Genomic DNA, 21,335 nt, shown 5'->3' with positions numbered 1-21,335 from the left:
TAACCAGCGCGAGCCGGCGAGGGCGCGGGGGTCGCTTTCGGTTCGCTTACGGCTGGTGCCCGGCCCGGTCCGGCCGTCCTAGAGTGCAGGCGTGGCTGCCCGGATCCTGGTCGTGGAGGACGACCACGTGATCGCCGAGGTGCTGCTGGCCTACCTGCGCCGGGCAGGCCACGACGTGGAGTGGTGTGCCGACGGCAGCGAGGCGGCGCTCGCGTGGCCGCGGGCGCGGCCGGACCTGGTGGTGCTGGACCTGATGCTGCCCGGCCTCTCCGGCCTGGAGCTGTTGCGCCGGCACCGGCGCGACGGCGGTAGCGCGCCGGTGATCGTCCTCTCCGCGGCCGGTGAGGAAGAGGACCGGCTGGTCGGCTTCGAGACCGGCGCCGACGACTACGTGGTCAAGCCGTTCTCGCCGCGGGAGATGGTGCTCCGGGTCGAGGCGCTGCTCCGGCGCAGCGAACGGCTGGCCACGACGGACCCGCTGCCGTCGGTCCACCTCGGCCGGCTGACCCTGGATCTCGCCGCCCGGGAGCTGTGGGACGGCACCCGGCTCGTGCCGCTGACCATGCGCGAGCTCGACCTGGTCGCCTTCCTGGCCCAGCACCGCGGCCAGACCTTCAGCAAGACCGAGCTGCTGCGCCGGGTCTGGGGCTGGGACTTCGGCGACACGTCCACGGTGACGGTCCACGTCCGGCGGCTGCGGGAGAAGATCGAGCGCGACCCTTCCTCACCCGACCTGGTGCGGACGGTCGGGCGAGCCGGCTACCGGATGGCCCGGGTCGATGAGCTCGGGACGGACGAGCCGGGGGCTGGAGATGGGTGACCTGGTCGTCATCGTCGGCCTGAGCCTGGCCAGCTGCCTGGCCGTCGGACTCGTCGGCGCGGCGCTGCTGCACACGGGGCGGCGCCGCTCGACCCGCTTCCTGCTGATGGTCGCCACCCTGCTGCCGGTGCTGGCGGTGGTCACCGCCGCGCTGGTGAACGTCGGCTACATGTTCCTCTCCCCGCACGACGCGGGCGTGATCCTGATCGGGCTGGCCACCTCGTTGATCCTCGCCGTCGGCGGCGCCTGGTGGGTGACGCGGCGGATCACGGCGGCGTCGCGGGCGGTCGGGCGGGGTCTCAGCCAGCTGGTGGCCGACAGTGCGGCGAAGGGTCGGGTCGCGACCGCGGCGCCGGCCGCGAACCCGTCGCGTGAGGACGCCGGTCCGCACGAGCTGACCCAGCTGATCGAGGAGCTGGCCGAGACCCGCCAGACCCTCGCCGTCTCGCGGGCCCGCGAGCGTGCCGCCGAGGACGCGCGTCGCGAGCTGGTCGCGTTCATGTCCCACGACCTGAGGACGCCGCTGTCGGGGCTGCGGGCGCTGGCCGAGGCGCTCGAGGACGGGATGATCGCCGACGTCCCGCGGGCGCTGTCCCACCTGCGGACGACGGTCGGGCGGATGTCGGGCCTGGTCGACGACCTGTTCGCGTTGTCCCGCGTCCAGGGCGCCCAGCCCGCGCGGGCGGCCGCGTTGGTGTCGCTGACCGAGCTGCTCGCCGACGTGGCCTCCGAGCTGGCGCCGACCGCCGCGGCCGCGGCGGTCCGGCTCGAGGTCGACCTACCCGCTGAGGACCGGCTGGCCGTGCTGGGGTCCTCCGACGACCTGGCCCGGGCGCTGGCCAACCTGGTGGCCAACGCCGTCCGGCACACCGAGCCCGGCCTTGTCGTCCGGCTGGAGGCAGCCCGCTCGGTGGACGGCCACGTCCAGGTGGCCGTGGTCGACGGCTGCGGCGGCATCCCCGCCGCCCACCTCGGCCGGGTCTTCGACACCGGCTGGCGCGGGACGCCGTCCCGCAGCGGCGACGACGGCGGCGCGGGCCTGGGGCTGGCCATCACCCGCAGCGTGGTGGAGTCCCACGCCGGCTCGATCAGGGTCCGCAACGTCGACGGCGGCTGCCGCTTCGAGGTGCAGCTGCCCCCACCCGACGCCCCGGACGCCGACCGTCAGGGCGGGCGTGCCGTTCGCGATCGGTAAGCGTCCAGGCGCAGACGCCGGAGCGCGATCTCCCTAGGGTCAGACCTGTGAGTCTCCTCGGCACGCTCCTCCGGCTGCGTGGACCGCGTCCGGACGACTTCGGCTCGCCGGTCCACGACACCGCCGTCGTGGCGCGGATCGGACGCTGGCTCGGGATCGCCATCGCGATCTGCTTCGTGACCGGACTGATCAGCCACAACGCCCAGAGCGCGACCGGCATCGGGCTGGTGCCCTGGCCGAGCTGGGGCTACCGGCTGACCCAGGGCCTGCACGTGGCCAGCGGCATCGCCGCGATCCCGCTGCTGCTGGGCAAGGTGTTCGCGGCCTACCCGCGGCTCTTCGTCCGCCCGGTGCTGCCCAGGCCCAGCCTGGACGGGCTGCCGGTGATGCTCGAACGGGCCTCGATCGGCGTCCTGGTGGGCGCGGCCTTCTTCGAGCTGTCCACCGGACTGTTGAACATCAACCAGTGGTACGTCTTCGGCTTTCTCTTCGTGCCCGTCCACTACGCCTTGGCCTGGGTGATGGCCGGAGCGCTGCTGGTGCACGTGGCGGTCAAGCTGCCCATCATCCGGCGCCACCTCACCCGGGCCGGACAGGCCGAGGCATCCCTGCTCCCGGAGCCGGTCTCCCCGATCCCTGAGCCTGTCGACGGGCCCGTCTTCACCCTTCGACGAGCTCGGGGAGCAGAGGTGGAGCGCCGGACCTTCGTGCGCGGCGTCCTCACCGTCAGCGGGGTGCTCGGCCTGCTCACCGTGGGCCAGTCGTTCACCCCGCTGAGCCGGCTGGCGCTGCTGGCGCCGCGGCAGCCAGGCCAGGCCAACCGGCAGGGGGTGCCGATCAACAAGACCGCGGCGATGGCCAAGGTCACCAGCCTCGTCGCCGACGCCGACACCACCTGGACGCTCACCCTGACCGGACCCACCGGGGCGGTCCGGACGCTCACGCTGGCCGACCTCCTCGCCCTGCCGGCCACCACCGTCCGGCTGCCCATCGCCTGCGTCGAGGGCTGGAGCGTGATGGCCAGCTGGACGGGTGTCCGGGTCCGCGACCTGCTGGCCCTGGTCGGCGGCGCCGGCGGCTGGGCGGCCCGGGTGACCTCGCTGGAGCAGGGCTCGAGCTACAGCGTCTCGACCCTGCCGCCGGCCTTCGCCGACCACGAGGACACCCTGCTGGCCACCCGGCTCAACGGTGAGGTGCTCGAGGTCGACCACGGCTACCCGGCCCGGATCATCGCGCCGAACCGACCGGGGGTGCTGCAGACCAAGTGGGTGCAGCGGATCGACGGGCTGCTGCCGTGACCGCCGAACCGTCCGTCCCCGCCTCGGACGGCGTCCCGCTATCGCTGCGGCTGCTGCTCGGCACGCTCGGGGTGCTCGCAGGGCTGTACGGGGTGTACGCCCTGGTCAGCCGCTACCCGCTCGGCCAGCTGTGGCCGGTGGCGCGCTGGTTCGTGCTCGGGATCGTGCTGCACGACGCCGTGCTCGCCCCGCTCGAGGTGGTCCTCGGCTGGTTGGCGCTGCGGCACGCCGCGCCCCGGACCCGTGCGGTGGGCCGGGCCGCCCTGATCGGCGGCTTCTGCGTGCTGCTGATCACCGGGGCGCTCGTCGGAGCGCGGGGGGTGCGGCAGAACTCCACGGTCCTCGCGGCCGACCCGCTGGTCGGTCTGGTCGTGGGACTGGTGGCTCTGGCCCTCGCGGTCGGTGTCCTGTTGGTGCTGGGCCGCCGGGTTCCGAGGCGTCGAGCCACCTGACCCCGGGATCCGGGGAACCCCGGTCAGCGGGCGGCCGGGACCTGGCTCTGCGTGGGGTGCTCGGCGACTGCCGCCCGGAGCTGCTCGAGGTTCGACTTCAGGGCGCGGGTCTGTACCGTCCCGAGGCTGGTCACGGCCTGCTCCTCGAGGGCGGCCACGAGCGTGTCGGCCCGCTTGAGCAGCGTCGTGCCCTGGTCGGTGAGGCGCAGCTCGAGGAGGTTCGGGTGCCGCTCGTGAGGACGACGCTCCAGCAGCTGGCGCGCGAGCAGCTTGGCGACGAGACCGGTGACGTTCTGCGGGGTGACGCCGAGCAGCCGTGCCAGTTCCGACCCGATGATGCCGGGGTGGGCGCGCACGTTCATCATCAGCGCGTAGTGCGAGGGCAGCAGCTCGACCTCCGCCAGGAGCTCGGCCTTGCGGCCTTCAACGGCGGCGAAGCACCGCTGCAGCTGGTAGATCAGCCGGTCGGCGGTCGCCCAGTCGGGTCCAGCCACGAAGTCTCCTATCAACCGCTTGATACATTGTAAGTGCCGAAGTACGGTAGTCACCCCAGCGCAACCGGCACCGGTCCGAGGAGGAGAACGATGAGGCTTGACGGCGTCATGATCTGGGTCCAGGACGTGCCGGCGACGGTGGCATTTTACGAGCGGGCCTTCGGGCTCACCGTGCAGATGATGGACGACACCCAGCAGTTCGCGATGATGAGCACCGGTGAGACGACTCTGCAGTTCGCCGACGAGCGAGCGGCGGTGGCCACCGGGGTGTCGGTCCGCGCGAACCGCAGCTCGGAGCAGGCGGCGGCTTCGCAGCTGGCGTTCGTGGCCGACGACGTGGCCGCTGCCTATGAGCGGGCGGTGGCCGCCGGGGCCGTCGCCGAGGTGCCACTCGTGGAGAAGCCCTGGGGGCAGACGCTGGGCTACCTCCGCGACCTCAACGGCTGTCTGGTCGAGCTGTCCAGTCCGTCGGCCTGGTAACCCCCGGGGTGATGCACCTGGGACCGAGGGGGCCCTTCGTGTGCTGCTCGGGAACCTCATGTCAGGCTCGTGGTGGAGTTCTGGCGCAGACGAGGGATGGGGCACGCACATGAAGGTGGTCGTCACCGGGGGCAACGGCCGGGCCGGGCGTTGGGTCGTGCGTGACCTGGCAGCGGCCGGGCACGACGTCGTCAACGTCGACCTCACGGCCCGTCCCGACCTGGAGCTGCCGGGAGAGTTCTGCCGGGCCGACCTGACCAGTGCGGGCCAGGTCTACGACGTCCTCGCCCAGATCCGCCCCGACGGGATCGCCCACCTCGCAGCCAACCCGTCGCCCACCGGTCAGGCCCGGATCGACGTCTTCGGGAACAACGTGGTCAGCGCCCACAACGTGCTGCAGGCCGCGGGTGACCTGGGGGTCGGCCGGGTCGTCTACGCCTCCAGCGAGATGGCGACCGGACTGCTGACCGACGGGGTCGTGCCGGACCGGATCCCCTTCGACGAGAGCGAGCGCCGCCCCTCGCCCAACGCGTACGCGCTCAGCAAGTACCTCAGCGAGGTGATCGTCGACTCCCTCGTCCTCGCCCACCCCGGCACCGCCTGGGTGGGGCTGCGGATCAACAACGTCATCGACCCGGACGGCTACGAACGGTTCCGGGCCGAGTGGGACGACCTGTAGATGAGCAGCTCGAACTTCTGGAGCTACATCGACGCCCGCGACGTCGGCACCGCCTACCGTGCCGCCCTCGAGGGTTCGAGCACCGGTCATGAGGTGTGCCTGATCGCGGCCGCCGACACCCGGGCCCAGCGCGGCCTCCGCGAGCTGATGGCGCGGTATTACGACGGCTACGACCGGTTCGACGCCGACCACGACGACTCCCGGTCCGCCTTCGACTGCGCCAGGATGCAGGCGCTGTTCGGGTGGACGCCCAGCTACTCGTGGCGGGACGCGCTCAGCCCTCGCTGAGGGGACGGACCGCGGCGAAGGCCGTGCGGCTGGCCGCGACGAGGACCCCGGCGACGACCAGGACGGGCAGGCCCAGCAGGAACGGGGCGTGCAGCCCGAGGTGGCTCGCGACGACGCCACCGAGCCCCGCCCCGAGGAGCGAGCCCGCGGTGATGATGACGCGGTTGACGCTGATCACCCGTCCCAGCAGGGCCGAGGGCACGGCGCGCTGGATGATCGTGCGCGCCTGCACCGTCCAGATCGCGAAGGCCATGCTGCTGGTGCCGAGGACGGCGGTCGTGGCGACCACGGAGCTGGTGGTGCCCAGGGCCAGCTGCCCGAGGGCAGCGAGGACCAGGCAGATCAAGGTGGTGCTCTTGGCCCCGACCCTCCGGGTGAGCGTGGCGGCGAGGATCCCGCCACCCAGGCCTCCGACGGCGCCGACGGCGAGCAGGATCCCGTACCAGGCCGAGCTCAGGTGGAGGACCTCCTCGAGGTAGAGCACGAGCAGCGTGAACCACGCGCTGTCGGTCATGGCCAGGGCGGCGCTGGTCGCGGGCACCGGCCAGAAGCTGCGGTGCTGACGCAGCCAGTGCAGGCCCACCCGGATCTGGGACTGCTGACGGGTGGGCCGCGGTCCGGTCGCGGCGCTCGTCAGGGTGGCGGGGATGCTGACGACCAGGGCGACCGCGATGGCCAGCGTGCCGCCGTTGACCGCGAAGGGCAGGACGAGGGCCACGCCGAACAGGTAGCCGCCCAGCGGCGGTCCGACGAACTCGTTGCCGGCGATCTCGGCGACGACCAGCCGCCCGTTGGCCCGGTCCAGCTGGTCGAGGGCCACCAGCGACGGCACGAAGGTGCTGGCGGCCGTGTTGCGGACGACGTCGGTGGCCCCGGACACGAAGACCACGGCGAGCAGGATGCCCATCGTCGTCCCGCCGCCGGCGATCAGGCCGACCAGCCCGAGCAGGACGACGAGGCGGACGGCGTCGGCGGCGACCACGATCCGTCGGCGGTCGAACCGGTCGGCCAGCGAGCCCGCCGGCAGTCCCAGGAGGAGACCGGGGAGCTGGGTGGCGACGGCCACCGCGGCGATGAGTACCGGGTCGCGGGTCAGGGTCACCGCGAGCAGCGGGAACGCCGCCGCCCGGATGCCGTCCCCCAGGTTCGACAGCAGCGTGGCCGACCACAACCGCCGGTACGAGGCGCCGAGCGTCAACGTGGTCATCCACCCGCTCCTCTCTGAGTTAGCACTCTGCCATAGAGAGTGCTAACCCGTCAGCGGTTCGGGCTACCAGCCGGTGTAGAGCAGGTGGTTGACGGCCAGGGCCCACCCGGCCGCACCGACGAGGGCCCAGGTCGCGGCCCGGCCACGCAGCAGCGCCAGCCCGGCGTAGGCGGCCACCCCGAAGCTGAGCCAGATCCGTTCGGTCTCGGCCTTCGAGAGGGCGGAGGCGTCCGCGCCCGCCGCGGCCGCGACGCCGGCCAGCGCGAGGACCGCCACCACCCGGTCCTGGCTCCAGGGCGGGCGTCGTCCCCCCGTCAGCACGGCGACCGCGCGGACCGCACCCACGGCGAGCAGGGGCGAGCTCGCCACCAGCCAGGCGGCCGGGTTGGCGTAGACGAAGTAGGAGAACGGCCGCTGGGAGGCGATGCCCTGGTAGTAGCGGACGCGCAGCACTGACAGCCCCGTGAACCAGTTGAAGCCGAGCGCCAGGTGGGCGACGGCGACGGCGGCCGCACCCCCGGCGGCGACCAGCCAGGGCGTGAGCACGGCGCGCCAGCCGTGCCGGCGGACGGTCAGCCCGAACGCGGCCAGCACCACCAGACCGAACAGGACCAGGCCGTAGCTGAGGAACACCGCGGCTCCCAGCAGCACCCCGCCGGCCAGCGCGACGGTGAACCGGCGGCGGGCTGCGCCGAGGCAGACCAGCGACAGCCCGCTGGCCGCGACCCCGGCGAACAGGCCGTCCGCGGACACCCCCATCCAGACCGCCCCGGGGAACAGCGCTGCGAAGGGGATGAGCCGTCGTGCCCCGTCCGGAGCGCCGAGCTCGCGCAGGGTCACCGGCATCGCCACCGCGGCCGTCGAGGCCACCAGGATGCAGGTCGCCCCCGCCCAGAAGCCGCCACCGAGGCCGACCCGGTCCAGCGTCCAGAAGACCAGCGTGGCGAGTGGCGGGTGCCCGGCCACGTGGGTGGTCCAGACCTGGTCGCCCGTGACTCCGTCGCCGAAGGCGATGTAGTGGGTGAACGTCCGCAGGAAGGTCGCCGGGTCGTGGATCCGCGGGAGGTCGTGCAGGTACTCGTTGGGGTCGAGCAGGATCGCCGTCCAGCCGCGGCGGAAGCCGTCGACCAGGGCCAGCGAGCACAGCCAGGACAGGGCGAGCAGCCAGCCGCTGAGCAGCAGCCGACGCCACGGCAGCCGGGCGGCCGCCCGTTGCAGCCGGACCCCGACGAGGACGCAGAGCAGCGCCAGCGATGTGCCGGCCCCGACGTGCGGGTGCCAGGCGGCGAGCAGCGGCGGCGTGGGCAGCACGATCGGCTCGCCCCGGTCCAGGAGCACCCGACCGACCACGGCCGCGACGGCGATCAGGGCCAGCGCCCCGGCCAGGGCCAGCGGGTCGCCGTGGCGCCACGTCTGGCCCGGGTCGTCCGACAGCGTGGCCACCTCCCTATCCTCGTCCACGTGAGCCGTCGATGAGGGTGCTGGTGACCGGCGGGGCGGGCTTCATCGGACGGCACGTGGTCGCGAAGCTGGCCGAGCAGGGTGACGAGCCGGTGGTCTTCGACGTGGCCGCGGACGTCCGCGACGACGTCATCGACCAAGCCCGGGTGGCCGCCGCGCTCGAGGGGGCCGACGGGCTGGTGCACCTGGCCGCCAAGGTCGGGCTGGGCCAGGACATCGACGACATCGACGACTACGTCCGGCAGAACGACCTGGGGACGGCCGTGGTGCTGCGGGCTGCGGCGGCTGCCCGGATGCCGCGGGTGGTGTTCGCGTCCTCGATGGTGGTCTACGGCGAGGGCGCGTACGCCTGCCCGCAGCATGGGCCCATCTCACCCCCACCGCGGCAGCCGGCCGACCTGGACGCCGGCCGCTTCGACCCCCTGTGCCCGCGCTGCGGTGCGGATCTGGTGCCCGGGCTGGTGCCCGAGGACGCGGCGCTCGACCCGCGCAACGTCTACGCCGCGACCAAGGTGCACGGCGAGCACCTCGCCGCCGCGTGGTGCCGCGAGACGGGTGGCGCCGTCGCGGCCCTGCGGTTCCACAACGTCTACGGACCGGGGATGCCGCGGGACACCCCGTACGCCGGCGTGGCCTCCCTCTTCGCCAGCACCCTCGCCCGGGGCGAGGCCCCGCGGGTCTACGAGGACGGCCGGCAGCGCCGCAACTTCGTGCACGTGGCGGACGTGGCCGGGGCGGTGGCCGCGGCGCTGGCCGTCGAGCTCCCACCCGGGGTGACCCCGCTCAACGTCGGCTCGCCGGACGTGACGACCATCGGCGGCATGGCGGCGGAGATGAGCCGGCTGCTCGGCGGGCCGCCGCCGGTGGTGACGGCTCAGTACCGTCTCGGCGACGTCCGCCACATCACCGCCGACTGCCGCGCGGCCGAGCGGGTGCTCGGTTGGCGGGCCGTGCGTCCGCTGAGCAGCCTGGCCGAGCTAGCCGCGCCCTGACAGGCTCAGGGCACGAGAGTCACAGGGTGCAGGGCAGCGTCGCCAGGCCGCGGCCGCCGACGTCGGCCCGGAAGATGGAGCCGGCGGCAGGCTGCTCCTTCTCGGCCAGACCCTCCCGCGAGGTGGTGATGTAGAGGGTGCTCAGGTCGGGCCCGCCGAGGGTGCACGAGGTGACCTGGGTGGCGTCGACCTCGACCACGTCGGTCAGCGCGCCGTCGGCGTCGTAGTGGTGCACGGCCGAGCCGCGGTAGAGGGCCACCCAGACCCCGCCGTCCGCGTCGACGGTCAGGCCGTCCGGACTGCCGGGGCCCTCGGGCACCCGGGCGAACGGCCGCCGGTCGCGCAGCTGGCCGTCGACCACGTCGAAGGTGTCGACCCGTCGGGTCGGGGTGTCGACGTAGAAGGCGCGCAGCCCGTCGGCGCTGAAGCCGAGCCCGTTCGAGACCGTGACGTCGCCGAACAGCCGGGTCACGGTGCGGTCCGGCTCGAGCCGCCACATGGTGCCCGCGCCCTCGTCGCCGTCGTAGGACATCGAGCCGCACAGGAAGCGCCCGAGCGGGTCGCAGCTGCCTTCGTTGAAGCGCGTGTGCTCGCTCCAGAGCGCCGGCGACGCCCACTCCCGAGCGCCGTCAGCACCGAAGAGGACGAACTCGCGCTCGGTCGCCACCACGAAGCCGCCCGAGACCCGCGGCCGGACGCACGCCGCGACCGGTGAGCCGACCTCGGTCCGGGTCACGGTGCCCGTGGCCTCGTCCAGGGTCAGCACCGCTCCGGCCAGCATGTCCACGAGCCGGAGCCCGCCGTCGAACCAGATCGCGCCCTCCCCGTGGTAGGTCACCACGTCGGTCGCCCGCTCTGCTGCCGTCACGTCGTCCTCCTCGTCGCCTGGTTCTCTTCGTCACCAGGTCCTCGTCCTCAGGGAGCGTCCGCCCCCCCGACCATCCGAGGCTAACGAGGGTGGTGGACTGGCTCGCATGCACATCGACCTCGAGGGCAAGGTGGCCATCGTCACGGGCGGCGGACGGGGGATCGGACGCGACCTGGTCCAGCGGTTAGCCGCCGAGGGCGTCCGGACGGTCGCGCTGGACGTGAACGAGTCCGACCTGGCGGACGTGACCGAGCAGCTGGCTTCGGACACGCCGCCGTCATTGCAGCTGCGTGCTGACGTCACCTCGGCCGAGCAGCTCGACGCGGCCGTCCAGCAGACGCTGGACGCCTTCGGCCGCATCGACATCCTGGTCAACAACGCCGGCATCACCGCCACCAGCCCGGTCGACCTGCTGAGCGAGGAGGCCTGGCGGCGCTGCTACGACGTCAACGTCACCGGCACGTTCCTCGCCTCGCGCGCGGTCATCCCCACCATGAAGGCGCAGCGTTCGGGCCGGATCATCAACGCCTCGTCCTTCGCCGCGATCGTGCCCAGCGTGGCCCACTCGGCGTACGCGTCGGCCAAGGCCGCGGTCGCCCACTTCAGCCGCGCGCTGGCCGGGGAGCTGGGCCCGTGGGGCATCACCGTCAACTCCTATGCCCCGGGCATGGTGCCGACCACACTCAACGGCTTCACCGAACGCGCGCGGGCCGAGCAGGACCGGCTGCTCGACACGCTGACCCTGCGCCGCTGGGGCAGCAGCGCCGACATCGGGAACCTGATCTGCTTTCTCGCCTCGGAGCAGGCCGCCTACATCACCGGCACCCTGATCGACGTGAGCGGCGGCAAGCTCGCCACCCAGGTGCCCCGGGTCGCGTACGACTACGCCGAGAGCGGCGACTCCTCAGTCATCATCTGACCCTGGCCGGCCAAATAACATTCAGGTAATTACCTTGATGGAATTACTGAGCCTCATTCCGTCCCCGCGAATTCCTTGCTATCACGATTCGATATCGCTACTTTGTGACCACTGTGACTGCAGTGATTAGTGATGTTGATGGGAATACAGTGGTGAATTCCAAGCGTGTTATTCGGTCGTCGTGCGGGGCCGCCGTCTCCGGTGTGGTGGTCCTCGCGATCTCGGGAGGTAGCGCCTTTGCGGTACCTCCCGCGGTGGCGACCACCACGGTCAACATCCGCTCGGGCGCGGGGACCAACCACCGCATCCTCGGCGAGCTGTCCCGCGGGCAGCGGATCAGTGTCGTCGGCAAGGCGAAGGCCGGCTGGGTCAAGGTCGACCTGGGCGGGTCCTCGGCCGCCGTGGCGTCGAAGTACCTCAACCGGACGGGACGCAGCCTGCCCGCCGCCCCCACCACGATCAGCACCGGCGGCACCAAGCTGGTGACCGAGACGGTCAACGTGCGGAGCGGCCCGGGCGCCGAGCGCAAGGTCGTCGGCAGCCTTCGCGTCGGCAGCAGGATCACCCTCACCGGACGCCTCAGCCACGGCTTCGCCCAGACGAGCTACCGCGGGCACCTGCGCTGGGTCTCCGCCACCTACCTGGCCAGCGCGGCAGGCTCGGACGGCAGCAGCTCCGGCAGCGGCGGCTCGGAGAACGGCGGTTCCGGCAGCTATCCCACCACCAGCGCCGCCAAGGGTCGCCAGGCCCTCGCCTTCGCCGAGTCGCAGCTGGGCAAGCCCTACCGCTACGGCGCCACCGGCCCCAGCAGCTACGACTGCTCCGGCCTGGTCCTCACGGCCTGGCGCTCGGTCGGGGTGTCGATGCCCCGGACCTCCCAGCAGCAGTACGCCCAGGGCCACCGGATCGCCAAGTCCCAGCTGCGCGCGGGCGACCTGGTGTTCTTCTACGGTGCTCGCCCCAGCCACGTGGCCATGTACGTCGGCAACGGGATGGTCATCCACGCGCCGCGGCCGGGCAAGAACGTGCAGTACATCAAGATGAGCTACATGCCCTACGCGGGCGCCGTCCGCCCCGTCTGAGCCTCGGCACGTGTCCGACCAGGCCCGGGCGCCGACGCTCACGCGGAGGCAGAAGGCGTGGGGCTGGCTCACCGACTACGGCTACGTGGCGGCCTGGCTGGCTCGCGCGGTAGTGGCGAGGGGTACGCCGGAGGACCTGCTGACGCCACCCGTGGCCGAGCCGGGCCCACCGGTCCTGCTGGTGCCCGGGGTGTACGAGAACTGGCGGTTCCTGCAGCCCGTCGGGGTCCGTCTCTACCGGGCCGGGCACCCGGTGCACGTGCTGGACGGGCTCGGTTGGAACACCGGCACCATCGCGGAGGCGGCCGGTGTCGTCGGTGCGTACCTGGAGCGGCTCGACCTGAGCGACGTCACCGTCATCGCCCACAGCAAGGGCGGCCTGATCGTCAAGTACGCCCTGGCCGACGCCGCGACCCGGCGTCGGGTCCGGCGCCTGGTCGCGGTCAACTCCCCCTTCAACGGTTCGTGGTGGGCCACCTACCTGCCGCTGCCGGCCGTCCACGTCTTCGCGCCCCGAGGACGGGTGATCCGCGAGCTCGCCGCGCAGGCCGCGGCCAACGCCTCGATCACCTCGCTGTACAGCGCCTTCGACCCGCACATCCCCGAGACCGGACACCTGGACGGGGCCGAGAACGTGGTGCTGCGGACGGTCGGCCACTTCCGGCCGTTGGTCGACCCGGTGACGCTGGCGACCATCGACGAGGTGCTCTCTCGTCCGAACGGCTGAGACGCGGCCCCGGGACAGGTGATGATGTCGGGCATGACGGACTGGAACTGGCTCTTCGCGAGCGACTACGGCCGGGACAAGATGCTGGCCTCGGAGGTCGACCAGCTGTCGGCGCAGGCGGCTTCCGCCCGGGCGACCAACAGCCGGCTCAGCAGCCAGCTCGCCTCGCTGGAGGGCTCGCTCGACAGCCGGCTGAGCGCGCTGTCGGCGGCCTTCGACGCCTACGTCGAGCTGGGTGACGTCCGCGAGCAGCTGGCGGCTTACGGCGCGGAGGCCACCATCCGCCGCAAGGTGGTCGCGACCCTGCAGGCCCTCGCGGCCGGTGGCCGTCCCGCCCGGATCGCGCCCGAGGCCGAGGGCTACTGGCTGCCGTACGCGACGAACGCCGTCATCGCCCTGGTCGAGGGCCGAGCCGACACCGAGGCCGAGGAGCAGGCCCGCTCCCTCTCCCACGACACCGACCTCTTCATCGTCGTCCTCCTCGGCGCCCTCGACCGCGGCGCCCTGGTGGCCGCCCGGGTGCCCGACCTGCTGGTCGGCGACGGCACCCTCACCCCGGCGCAGGTCGCCCTGTGGCGTGCGGTCCTCGCGGGCGTCTACCCCGAACCGGAGCCCGGGGGGACGGTGCTGATCGACGCGGTCGGCGAGGCGTGGCGAGGGACGCTCGCAACGGGCGACGCGAAGGACTGGCAGCGGTGGGTGGTCGAGCACGCCGACCAGGACAGCACGGCGCAGCTGCAGTGGGTCGCGGACCTGCTGCAGGGCCGGGTGTTGATGCCGCTCAGCTCGCCGGCGGCCGACGCCCCCGAGGCCGGCGCCCCGGCGGCGGACCCCCGTTCGGAGCTCCAGGCGGTCGCGATCGCCGTGGTCACCGCTGGGTCCGACCCCGAGCGCGACCTGGTCCAGCGGGCGGGCGAGCTGCGTCGCAAGATCGAGCACCCGAGGGTCGGGCTGGCGCTGGCTCCGGATCCGGTGGCGGTGCGGTCGGTGGTGCGAACCGAGTTCGAGACCACGACCGATCCCGGCCGGCGCGCCGTCCTGCTCGGCTGGCTGCGCCCGGGGCTGGCCCAGGCGGTCGCGGCGGCGGCGGCCCAGCCGTCCCCGCAGCCTGAGGGCATCCGTCGCTCGCTCCCCTTCGGCAGCGTCGTCGTGGGTCCTGACGGCCCGGACGCCGCCCTGCTCGCGAAGGTGCGGTCCCGGGTGGTCCAGGCGAACCCCCGCGCCACCTCCCGACCGCTGGTGCCGGCCTTGGTCGGCGGGGTGCTGCTGCTCCTCGCCCTGGTCGGTCTGGCGCTCGGCTGGCCGACCGCCCTCGTCGTCCTGTTCCTGCTCGGCGCGGTGGCCGGAGCCGTCGCGGCGGTCGTGGCGTGGCGCAACCGGGTGGCGGCACTCCGGGCGATCGCGACGGACCACCAGCGGATCGACCAGCTCGTCGACGAGGCGACCAGGGCGGCCGCGGAGCAGCAGGCGGAGTACCGCGAGCGGGAGGCCGTCCGGGCCCGGTTGGTCGAGGAGCTCCGCTCGCAGCTCGAGCCCGACCGTGCCACCATCGGTTCGTGAGCTGGCTCCCCGACGACTGGCAGCACCCAGTCCACGTCGAGCTGACCCCGCGGCACCATCTGCGACCGATCCGCGCGGCGGACGTCGACCTGGACATGCTGGCGGTGATGGGCTCGCGCGAGCGGCTCTGGTCGGTCTACGGCGACGCGTGGGGCTGGCCGCCCGCGACGATGACCCGTGAGCAGGACCGCGAGGACCTGCAGCGGCACGCCGAGGAGGTTGAGACCCACGAGTCCTTCAACTACGCGGTCTTCGACGCCGACGAGACCGAGCTGATCGGCTGCGTCTACGTCGACCCCGCTGAGGTCGCCGGCTTCGACGCGGAGATCTCGTGGTGGGTGCGCGAGGAGTATGTCGGCACCGAGGTCGAGGCCGCTCTCGACGCCCTGGTGCCCCGCTGGATCGCCGCGGACTGGCCGCTGACGAGGCCCCGCTTCGGGCCGCCGCCGGCGCCGGCACGCAACTGAGAGACCCTGGTCAGGTGAGGACCCACGCGTACGACCCGACCGCCCTCGGCCTGAGCGGCCTGCTGACCTTCACCGGCACGGTGCACCTGGTGCGGCCGCACACCTTCGACGCGGCCCTGCCGCCCTGGCTGCCCGGCACCAAGCGGGCCTGGGCGCTCGGCTCCGGCGTCGCCGAGCTGGCCTGCGCCGCGCTGCTGGCCTGGCCGCGCACGCGCCGGACCGGCGGCCTCGCCACGGCGGCGCTGTTCGTCGGCGTGTTCCCCGGCAACCTCTACATGGCCCAGGTCGCCCGATCACCACGCGCCCGGCTGGTCACCGCGCTCCGGCTGCCCCTGCAGGTGCCGCTGGTGTGGTGGGCGTGGCGGGTCGCGCGCCCCGCGGACCACAGCAGGAGGTCCTGAACGGACCGCCATTGGTTCGACTGTGCGCTGAAGCGGGCCAACGGGCCTGGCAAACCTGCGTCAGCGCACAGTCGATCCGCGCGCTACTGGGCGATGGCCTCCAGCTCCTGCCCGGGCTTGATGTTCGGCAGCAGCAGGGTGCTGACGCCCTGGGCGAAGCCGATGACCACCCCGATCACGACCCAGGCGACGGTGAAGCTCGAGCTTGCGACCAGCAGGGTCCAGAGCAGGCTGCCGATCATCAGGCCGCCGACGAACATCGAGCTCATCCAGCCGATGGCCAGTCCGCGCACCCGGGTCGGGAAGCTCTCGGCCTGGTAGGAGTAGCCGGCGCCGGACCACGTCCCGTTCGTGGCCTGGAAGGCGAGGAAGTAGATCACCGCGATGGCCGCGTGATTGGTGGTCAGCAGCAGGATCAGGTTCAGCGGACCGACGAGCAGCCCGGTGACCACCAGGACGTTGCGCCGTCCGAACCGCTCCCCCAGCAGGCCCCCGAGCAGGTAGAAGAGGTAGCCGATGCCGCCCGAGACCAGCAGCAGCGTGGCTACCTGCGTCTCGGTCCACCCCTTCTCCTTCGTGAGCCACACCGTGATGTAGATGTTCACGGCCACGAAGGCCGAGGCGTAGAGCAGCCAGACGACGCTGAGCCGGACGAGGGTGTTGCGGACCGGTCCTGGCGTGGCGAAGAGGCCGCGGATGGAGCCGCGCTCGAGGTCCTCGACGTCGACGGGGTACTGATCCTCCAGCTGGGCGACCCGGGCGGTGTCGTGGGCGGCGACGGCCACGCGCATGGCCTTGAGGTGGGTGAAGCGCTCGGACTCGCGGATCTTGCTGCGGCCGATCGCCACCACGGCCAGCGGCACCACGCCCCAGAGGAAGACCGACCGCCAGCCGTGCGAGGCCACCAGGAGGTAGACCCCGGAGGCCAGGAACACCCCGAGGGGGTAGCCACCCTGGACGACGCTGTAGAGCAGGCCCCTGCGCTTGGCCGGTACCTGCTCGTTGACCAGGGTGATGGAGACGGCCAGCTCCGCCTGGGCGAAGGCGGAGGCGAGCGAACGGACCAGGGCGAGCTGCCAGTAGTTCTGGACGAAGAAGGTCAGCCCGGTGAAGACCGCTGCCATCGCCAGGCAGAACATCCACATCCACTTGCGGCCCTTCTGGTCCATCCCGTAGCCGATGAACAGGGCGATCACGAACTCGGCGCTGAAGACGATGAAGCCCAGCAGGCCGACCTTGCCGTCGGAGAGCTGCAGGTCCTTCTGGATGTCCGGCAGGGTGAGGACGAGCAGGTTGCTGTCGTAGCTGGCCAGGGCCCAGCCCGCGACGGCCACGATGATCAGGTACGTCAGGTAGCGGCGGTCGGGCGTGGTGCGCGCCGTCGCCGGGGTCTCAGTGGTCGTGGGAGTCCTCCTCGGTAGGCAGCCAGGCCAGGGCCCGACCGGGGGCCCCGGTACCGCGGGCCAGGTTGAGTGGGGCGAAGACGAAGAAGGCACCGCGTGGGGGCAGCTGGTCGAGCCGGCCGAGGGCCTCCACGAAGACGACGCCCGCGCCGAGACCCTCGCGGTGCACCGGCGCCCCGTCGTGGCTGGAGCCCATGCTGGGTGAGTCGGTGCCCACGCAGCGCACGCCCCGCTCGACCAGCAGCCGCATCACCGGCGGCTCGGGCGCGGGCCAGCCGGGCGCCGACCTGAGTACCAGCGGGTCGTAGCAGTACGCCGAGCCGCCCTCGCCGCGGACGTAGTGGCGGTCCCAGCCGCTGCGGAACAGCACCACGTCACCGGCCTCGACCGGCCCGTGGGCGGCCTCGAAACCGGTCACCAGCTCCGGGCCGATGATCGGGCTGACCCCCGGGCCTGCGCCCGGCAGGTCCGGCGGCACGTCGATGACCACGGCTGGGCCCATGAGCTGGTCCAGCGGCAGCTGCTCGACGGTCACCCGGCCGATCTCGGCCGCCCCCTCCAGCCCGGTCTCCGGCTCGGGGAAGAAGTGCGCCGGGGCGTCGCAGTGGGTGCCGGTGTGCTCGTCGACCAGCAGCCAGCGGGTCTGGTAGGCACCGCTGCGGCTCACCACGTGCCGCGCCGCGTCGCCACGCTCGTCGAAGTAGGAGAACGTCTTCTGCTGGAACGGCATGTGGGTGGACCACCAGCACGGCAGTTCCTCGGCCAGCAGCAGGGTCAGGTCCACCACCCGGGGCTTGTTGTCCGACGGCGGCATCCGTAGCACCCTCCCTGGCAGCGGCGACGACGCTCGACGTCCAGGTGAGAACATAGCCTTCCTCTGAGGTCGGCGTCACCAGAACGTCTCAACCGCCGCCGGCCAGCGACCCGACGGCGCGGGCGACGATCAGCAGGGTGATGAACAGTGCCGCCGTGGCCTGGACGGCCATCAGCATCTTGGCCCGGGTGCTGAGCGGCATGGTGTCGGTGGGGCTGAAGGCGCTGGAGTTCGTCGTCGACAGGTAGAGGTAGTCGACCAGGGTCGGGATCCAGCCGCCGTGTTCGCTCGAGGAGGCCGCGACCTCGGTCACGTTGTCCCCGTTCTCGTCCTGGGAGAAGCGCCAGTCCGCCGGCGGCAGCTCGTCGCGCCGCAGCTCGCGGCGGGCGACCGGCCCGCCCCGGTCGAGCTCCCAGTACAGGAGTCCGAAGCCGATCACGTTGGTCAGCCAGACCTGGATGGCCGCGACGAGCAGCGACGACCCGCCGGACTCCGGCTTGGCCAGCGAGGCGACGAGCATCCCGAGCGCGGCGAGGTTGGTGGCGATCACGAGCCCGGCGAGGGCCATCGAGACGGCCCGCGACCATCGGGTCCGGCGGACCATCCGACGCGGGTTGGAGGCGACCAGCGCGACGAGCAGGGCCGCCTCGACGATGGGGATCGCCAACCGGGGAGCGAACAGCAGCTGCTCGGGCAGCAACGCGTAGGCCACCGCCGCCACCACCACCGCGACGGCTGGCGGCAGCCGGTTCTCCCCCGGGGCCGTCCGTCGCCGCGTTCGTTCCTCCTCGAGCGGGTCCGCGTCAGCCACGGCCACAGTGTCAGCCCGTCCTGCCTGACCCGCCCGGAGGACACGACCCCCGACGGTAGCCAGTTCCCGCAGCGCCCGGATCAACCGGCGCTGGGCGAGGTGCCCGGGAGCGCTCCGGTGGCGACGACCTCGCGCGCCAGGTCGACGAGCTTGCGGTTGCGGCGCTGGGAGGTGACGCGGAGCAGGTCGAACGCCGCGTCCGCCTCGACCCCGAGGGTCGCCATCAGCAGTCCGACCGCCGTACCGATCTCGCCGCGGCTGCGCAGGCCGGCGGCCAGCTGTCCCGCCTCGCGACCGGCGGCGACCCGGCTGAGGGCGAGGGCCGACAGCTCGGCGAGCAGCCGGACGTAGCGCTGCCGGTCGGCGGAGAAGTACCCGGGCCGCCGGTCGTACACCGGGAGGACCGCCGCCGGCCCACCCGCCACCGTGAAGTAGGGGAGTACGGCCGACCGGACCGGCGTCCGCTCGACCGCGACCGACCCGAAGTCGCCCCAGGGCGATCCGGCCGACAGGTCCTCGACCACGACCGTCTGCGTCGCCAGCGCGGCGTCGGGTGGGGGAGGGTTGGCCGTCTCCAGCCTGGCCTGCATCAGCTCGTCGGTGACCTCGCGGTCGGCGGTCGCGAGGACCTCGACGGCACCGCCGCGACTGGTGGTGACCAGCTCGGCCCACTCCGCGCCCGTGACGTCACGGACGTGGTCGACGGTGTAGCGCGCGATCTGCGTCGTTCCCTCCAGCTGCTCGGCCCCGCGGACGTAGTCGAGCACCGCGGCCGCCACGTCGATCGTCGCCCTCGTCCCACCCGTGACCTCGTCCGCCATCCCGCCCCCGTCCGCGTCCCCGGTTCCGACCGGTGGTCGGCCGTCCTGGTCTCTGAGCGTCGGGCGTGGCGCGGGAGAAGTCAACCGTTTCGCGTCAGCTCGAGCGTGGCTCCACCGCGGTGGAGAGCTGGTCGCTGATCGCGGCGACTTCGTCGAGTGTGCCGATGGCGACGGCCATGACCAGCTCGTACGCCTCGTCGTTGCTGAGGGTCAGCCGGTAGCCGTTCATACCGAGGAACGCCAGGGTGGCGGCGAGGGCCAGCCGCTTGTTGCCGTCCACCAGTGCGTGGTTACGGGCGACCGAGTGCAGCAGCGCGGCTGCCTTCTCGGGCAGTGTCGGATAGGCATCCCTACCGAAAACGGTGGTCTGCGGCCGAGCCAGCGCCGACTCGAGCAGGCCGTGGTCGCGGACACCGACGTCAGGTCCCAGAACCCGCTCGGCCACGTGCAGCAGTTCGGCCAGGGTCAGGTAGATCACTGACCGAGCCGCTCCAGGGCCTCGGCGTAACGCGGCAACTCGGTGTCGAGCACGGCGTCGAGCAGTTCGGACCGGCTGTGGTTCTCGACGTACTCGCGGACTGCCTGGCGTGCGACCTCCTGCATCGACCGTGACTCCTGCTCCGCCCGGCGGCGCAGGGCCGCGGTTTCGTCGTCGGTCAGGCGCAGCGTCATGGTCACACCGTGACGGTATCACCGCTGATACCAGTGAGCGAACGGATTGTCAGGCTAGGTCCACGCCGCGGGTCTCGCGGAAGAACAGCACCGCGGCGGTGGACACCAGCGCCGCGAACACCGCCCAGAGGGAGGCGTTCGCCGGCTGGGCGGTGCCGGCGACGAGGGCGGCGGCGATCAGGGGGGCGAAGCCGCCGAAGACGGCCGAGGCGATGTTGTAGGACGTGCTGAGCCCGGCGACGCGGACGCGGGCGGGGAAGAGCTCGACCAGGACCACGGGCAGGCAGCCGAGGAACAGCGCGACGGACGCGGCAAGCACGCACTGCACCAGGACGGTGACGACCAGGCTGTCCGCGGCCGCGGCCAACCGGATCAGCGGGTAGGACAGCACCAGCACCAGGACGCAGCTGACCAGCATGGCGGGCTTGCGTCCGATCCGGTCCGAGAGGTGGCCCGAGAGCAGCACCACCGCGATCACCACGACACTGGCCAACGCGTTCGAGAACAGTGCCGCCCCGGAGCCGACGGCCTGACCGTGGTTCGTCGTGTACTTGGTGACGAAGGTGGGGAAGTAGCTGGTGTAGGTGTAGACGGCGGCCGACTGCATCCCGACCAGACAGAACGTGAACGCGAGCCGCCGGGTGAGCGCGCCGCGGGTGGTCGGCATCGAGGAGGCGACCTCGCTCGGCTCGAGGTCGGCGAGCGTGCGGAGGCCCTGCTCGGCCTCGGCGCGGAAGATCGGCGTCTCCTCGGCCTTGAGCCGGACGGGGATGGCGATCAGGGCCAGCAGGCCACCGATCGCGAACGGGATCCGCCAGCCCCAGTCGCCCATCCGGTCGGCGCCGAGGCCGGCCGTCAACGCCGCGATCACCAGCGAGCCGACCAGCGTGCCGACGAAGATCGTGGCCGTGTGCACGCTGCCGAGCAGACCCCGGCGCCCGGTCGGCGCCCACTCGACCAGGAAGGACGCAGCCCCGCCCCACTCACCCCCCGCCGCCAGCCCCTGCAGCAGCCGGGCGAGAACGAGCAGGGTCGGCGCGGCCACCCCGATCGCGGCCTGGTCGGGCAGGATCGCCACCACGAACGTCGAGAACCCCATCAGGGCGATGGAGAGCAGCAGGGCGGGCTTACGGCCCCGCCGGTCCCCGAACAGGCCGATGACCAGACCGCCGAGCGGCCGGGCGAGGAAGCCGGCCCCGAACGTGGCGAAGGCGAGCAACAGCGGGGTGCTGCCGCCGCTCGAACCCTGGGCCGTGAAGAAGTGCTTGGCGATGACCGCAGCCAACAGCCCGTAGGTGGTGAAGTCGAACCACTCCACCAGGTTGCCGAAGGACGCGGCCAGCACGACCGTACGGACCTGCCGGGTGGTGGGCGCTGCGGCCTCCGCCGAGGGGACGGCGGGGCCGGACGTCGACGTGCTCATG

At 72.5% G+C, this 21,335-nt stretch carries 25 protein-coding genes; 14 read left to right on the top strand and 11 right to left on the bottom strand.

Going from position 1 to position 21,335, the window contains the following annotated elements; genetic code table 11:
• Positions 1–91 precede the first annotated feature (91 nt).
• Genes ACFE7W_RS17565 through ACFE7W_RS17550 form a run of 4 tightly spaced genes read left to right on the top strand, consistent with a single transcriptional unit; the run spans position 92 to position 3,765 of the window.
• Positions 92–820 (top strand): response regulator transcription factor, encoded by a 729-nt coding sequence (locus ACFE7W_RS17565; RefSeq protein ID WP_375426121.1) that lies wholly within the window; start codon positions 92–94, stop codon positions 818–820.
• Positions 780–2,015, top strand: a complete 1,236-nt coding sequence (locus ACFE7W_RS17560) for a sensor histidine kinase (RefSeq protein ID WP_375426120.1) — start codon at positions 780–782, stop codon at positions 2,013–2,015. Before ACFE7W_RS17565 ends, ACFE7W_RS17560 begins: the two co-directional genes overlap by 41 nt.
• Before the next feature lie 47 nt (positions 2,016–2,062).
• Entirely contained in the window at positions 2,063–3,313 is a 1,251-nt protein-coding gene (locus ACFE7W_RS17555) for a molybdopterin-dependent oxidoreductase (protein ID WP_375426119.1), read from the top strand.
• Positions 3,310–3,765 (top strand): hypothetical protein, encoded by a 456-nt coding sequence (locus ACFE7W_RS17550; RefSeq protein WP_375426118.1) that lies wholly within the window; start codon positions 3,310–3,312, stop codon positions 3,763–3,765. The genes ACFE7W_RS17555 and ACFE7W_RS17550 overlap by 4 nt, the downstream gene beginning before the upstream one ends.
• 23 nt (positions 3,766–3,788) lie before the next feature.
• Here ACFE7W_RS17550 and ACFE7W_RS17545 read toward each other — a convergent pair whose 3' ends face one another.
• Positions 3,789–4,259: a MarR family winged helix-turn-helix transcriptional regulator gene (locus tag ACFE7W_RS17545; protein WP_375426117.1), complete on the bottom strand. Its 471-nt coding sequence runs from the start codon at positions 4,257–4,259 to the stop codon at positions 3,789–3,791.
• Positions 4,260–4,349: 90 nt separating this feature from the next.
• Here ACFE7W_RS17545 and ACFE7W_RS17540 point away from each other — a divergent pair, with 90 nt between their 5' ends.
• The 3 genes from ACFE7W_RS17540 to ACFE7W_RS17530 all read left to right on the top strand — a co-directional run bounded on the left by ACFE7W_RS17540 (position 4,350) and on the right by ACFE7W_RS17530 (position 5,706).
• Entirely contained in the window at positions 4,350–4,739 is a 390-nt protein-coding gene (locus ACFE7W_RS17540) for a VOC family protein (protein ID WP_375426116.1), read from the top strand.
• Between the two features lie 109 nt (positions 4,740–4,848).
• Positions 4,849–5,418, top strand: coding sequence for an NAD-dependent epimerase/dehydratase family protein (locus tag ACFE7W_RS17535; RefSeq protein WP_375426115.1), 570 nt, complete (start codon positions 4,849–4,851; stop codon positions 5,416–5,418).
• A complete protein-coding gene (locus ACFE7W_RS17530; RefSeq protein WP_375426114.1) occupies positions 5,419–5,706 on the top strand; it encodes a hypothetical protein in 288 nt (95 codons plus the stop codon).
• Here ACFE7W_RS17530 and ACFE7W_RS17525 read toward each other — a convergent pair.
• Together ACFE7W_RS17525 and ACFE7W_RS17520 are read right to left on the bottom strand one after the other, a co-directional pair.
• Positions 5,693–6,913 carry an MFS transporter gene (locus ACFE7W_RS17525; RefSeq protein WP_375426113.1) on the bottom strand — a complete coding sequence of 407 codons (1,221 nt, stop codon included), beginning with the start codon at positions 6,911–6,913 and terminating at the stop codon, positions 5,693–5,695. The genes ACFE7W_RS17530 and ACFE7W_RS17525 overlap by 14 nt on opposite strands.
• Positions 6,914–6,976: 63 nt before the next feature.
• Positions 6,977–8,356: a hypothetical protein gene (locus tag ACFE7W_RS17520; protein ID WP_375426112.1), complete on the bottom strand. Its 1,380-nt coding sequence runs from the start codon at positions 8,354–8,356 to the stop codon at positions 6,977–6,979.
• Positions 8,357–8,385: 29 nt separating this feature from the next.
• Between ACFE7W_RS17520 and ACFE7W_RS17515 the strand changes: the two genes are divergently transcribed.
• The gene (locus ACFE7W_RS17515; RefSeq protein ID WP_375426111.1) at positions 8,386–9,366 is read left to right on the top strand and encodes an NAD-dependent epimerase/dehydratase family protein; all 981 of its coding nucleotides are present in this window, start codon (positions 8,386–8,388) and stop codon (positions 9,364–9,366) included.
• 19 nt (positions 9,367–9,385) lie between these two features.
• On the opposite strand, the gene ACFE7W_RS17510 is transcribed toward ACFE7W_RS17515, so the two are convergent.
• The gene (locus ACFE7W_RS17510; RefSeq protein WP_375426110.1) at positions 9,386–10,234 is read right to left on the bottom strand and encodes an SMP-30/gluconolactonase/LRE family protein; all 849 of its coding nucleotides are present in this window, start codon (positions 10,232–10,234) and stop codon (positions 9,386–9,388) included.
• A gap of 106 nt (positions 10,235–10,340) precedes the next feature.
• Here ACFE7W_RS17510 and ACFE7W_RS17505 point away from each other — a divergent pair, with 106 nt between their 5' ends.
• From ACFE7W_RS17505 to ACFE7W_RS17480, 6 genes are all read left to right on the top strand, one after another.
• Positions 10,341–11,153, top strand: coding sequence for an SDR family NAD(P)-dependent oxidoreductase (locus ACFE7W_RS17505; protein WP_375426109.1), 813 nt, complete (start codon positions 10,341–10,343; stop codon positions 11,151–11,153).
• Positions 11,154–11,407: 254 nt separating this feature from the next.
• Positions 11,408–12,235, top strand: a complete 828-nt coding sequence (locus ACFE7W_RS17500) for an NlpC/P60 family protein (protein ID WP_375426108.1) — start codon at positions 11,408–11,410, stop codon at positions 12,233–12,235.
• Positions 12,236–12,245: 10 nt separating this feature from the next.
• Positions 12,246–12,962, top strand: a complete 717-nt coding sequence (locus tag ACFE7W_RS17495; protein WP_375426107.1) for an esterase/lipase family protein — start codon at positions 12,246–12,248, stop codon at positions 12,960–12,962.
• Between the two features lie 33 nt (positions 12,963–12,995).
• A complete protein-coding gene (locus ACFE7W_RS17490; protein WP_375426106.1) occupies positions 12,996–14,522 on the top strand; it encodes a hypothetical protein in 1,527 nt (508 codons plus the stop codon).
• On the top strand, positions 14,519–14,989 hold the full coding sequence (locus ACFE7W_RS17485; protein ID WP_375426105.1) for a GNAT family N-acetyltransferase: 471 nt from the start codon (positions 14,519–14,521) through the stop codon (positions 14,987–14,989). The genes ACFE7W_RS17490 and ACFE7W_RS17485 overlap by 4 nt, the downstream gene beginning before the upstream one ends.
• Positions 14,990–15,003: 14 nt before the next feature.
• Complete coding sequence (locus ACFE7W_RS17480) at positions 15,004–15,390, top strand: MauE/DoxX family redox-associated membrane protein (protein ID WP_375426104.1); 387 nt, start codon at positions 15,004–15,006, stop codon at positions 15,388–15,390.
• An 83-nt stretch (positions 15,391–15,473) separates the two neighbouring features.
• On the opposite strand, the gene ACFE7W_RS17475 is transcribed toward ACFE7W_RS17480, so the two are convergent.
• The 7 genes from ACFE7W_RS17475 to ACFE7W_RS17445 form a co-directional block, all read right to left on the bottom strand.
• Positions 15,474–16,724: an MFS transporter gene (locus tag ACFE7W_RS17475; protein ID WP_375426103.1), complete on the bottom strand. Its 1,251-nt coding sequence runs from the start codon at positions 16,722–16,724 to the stop codon at positions 15,474–15,476.
• A 58-nt stretch (positions 16,725–16,782) separates the two neighbouring features.
• A complete protein-coding gene (locus ACFE7W_RS17470) occupies positions 16,783–17,607 on the bottom strand; it encodes a cyclase family protein (protein WP_375426102.1) in 825 nt (274 codons plus the stop codon).
• A gap of 88 nt (positions 17,608–17,695) precedes the next feature.
• Complete coding sequence (locus tag ACFE7W_RS17465) at positions 17,696–18,418, bottom strand: hypothetical protein (protein WP_375426101.1); 723 nt, start codon at positions 18,416–18,418, stop codon at positions 17,696–17,698.
• 80 nt (positions 18,419–18,498) lie between these two features.
• Positions 18,499–19,239 (bottom strand): ANTAR domain-containing protein, encoded by a 741-nt coding sequence (locus ACFE7W_RS17460; RefSeq protein WP_375426100.1) that lies wholly within the window; start codon positions 19,237–19,239, stop codon positions 18,499–18,501.
• Between the two features lie 94 nt (positions 19,240–19,333).
• Positions 19,334–19,717 carry a type II toxin-antitoxin system death-on-curing family toxin gene (locus tag ACFE7W_RS17455; protein WP_375426099.1) on the bottom strand — a complete coding sequence of 128 codons (384 nt, stop codon included), beginning with the start codon at positions 19,715–19,717 and terminating at the stop codon, positions 19,334–19,336.
• A complete protein-coding gene (locus ACFE7W_RS17450; protein WP_375426147.1) occupies positions 19,714–19,911 on the bottom strand; it encodes a ribbon-helix-helix protein, CopG family in 198 nt (65 codons plus the stop codon). The genes ACFE7W_RS17455 and ACFE7W_RS17450 overlap by 4 nt, the downstream gene beginning before the upstream one ends.
• A gap of 49 nt (positions 19,912–19,960) precedes the next feature.
• A complete protein-coding gene (locus tag ACFE7W_RS17445; protein ID WP_375426098.1) occupies positions 19,961–21,334 on the bottom strand; it encodes an MFS transporter in 1,374 nt (457 codons plus the stop codon).
• Position 21,335: the final 1 nt, after the last annotated feature.

Source organism: uncultured Friedmanniella sp., from assembly GCF_964244285.1.
In the GTDB taxonomy this organism is placed as follows: domain Bacteria; phylum Actinomycetota; class Actinomycetes; order Propionibacteriales; family Propionibacteriaceae; genus Microlunatus.
Note: the sequence above shows the minus strand (reverse complement) of the source record. Positions and strands in the feature narration are given on the sequence as shown.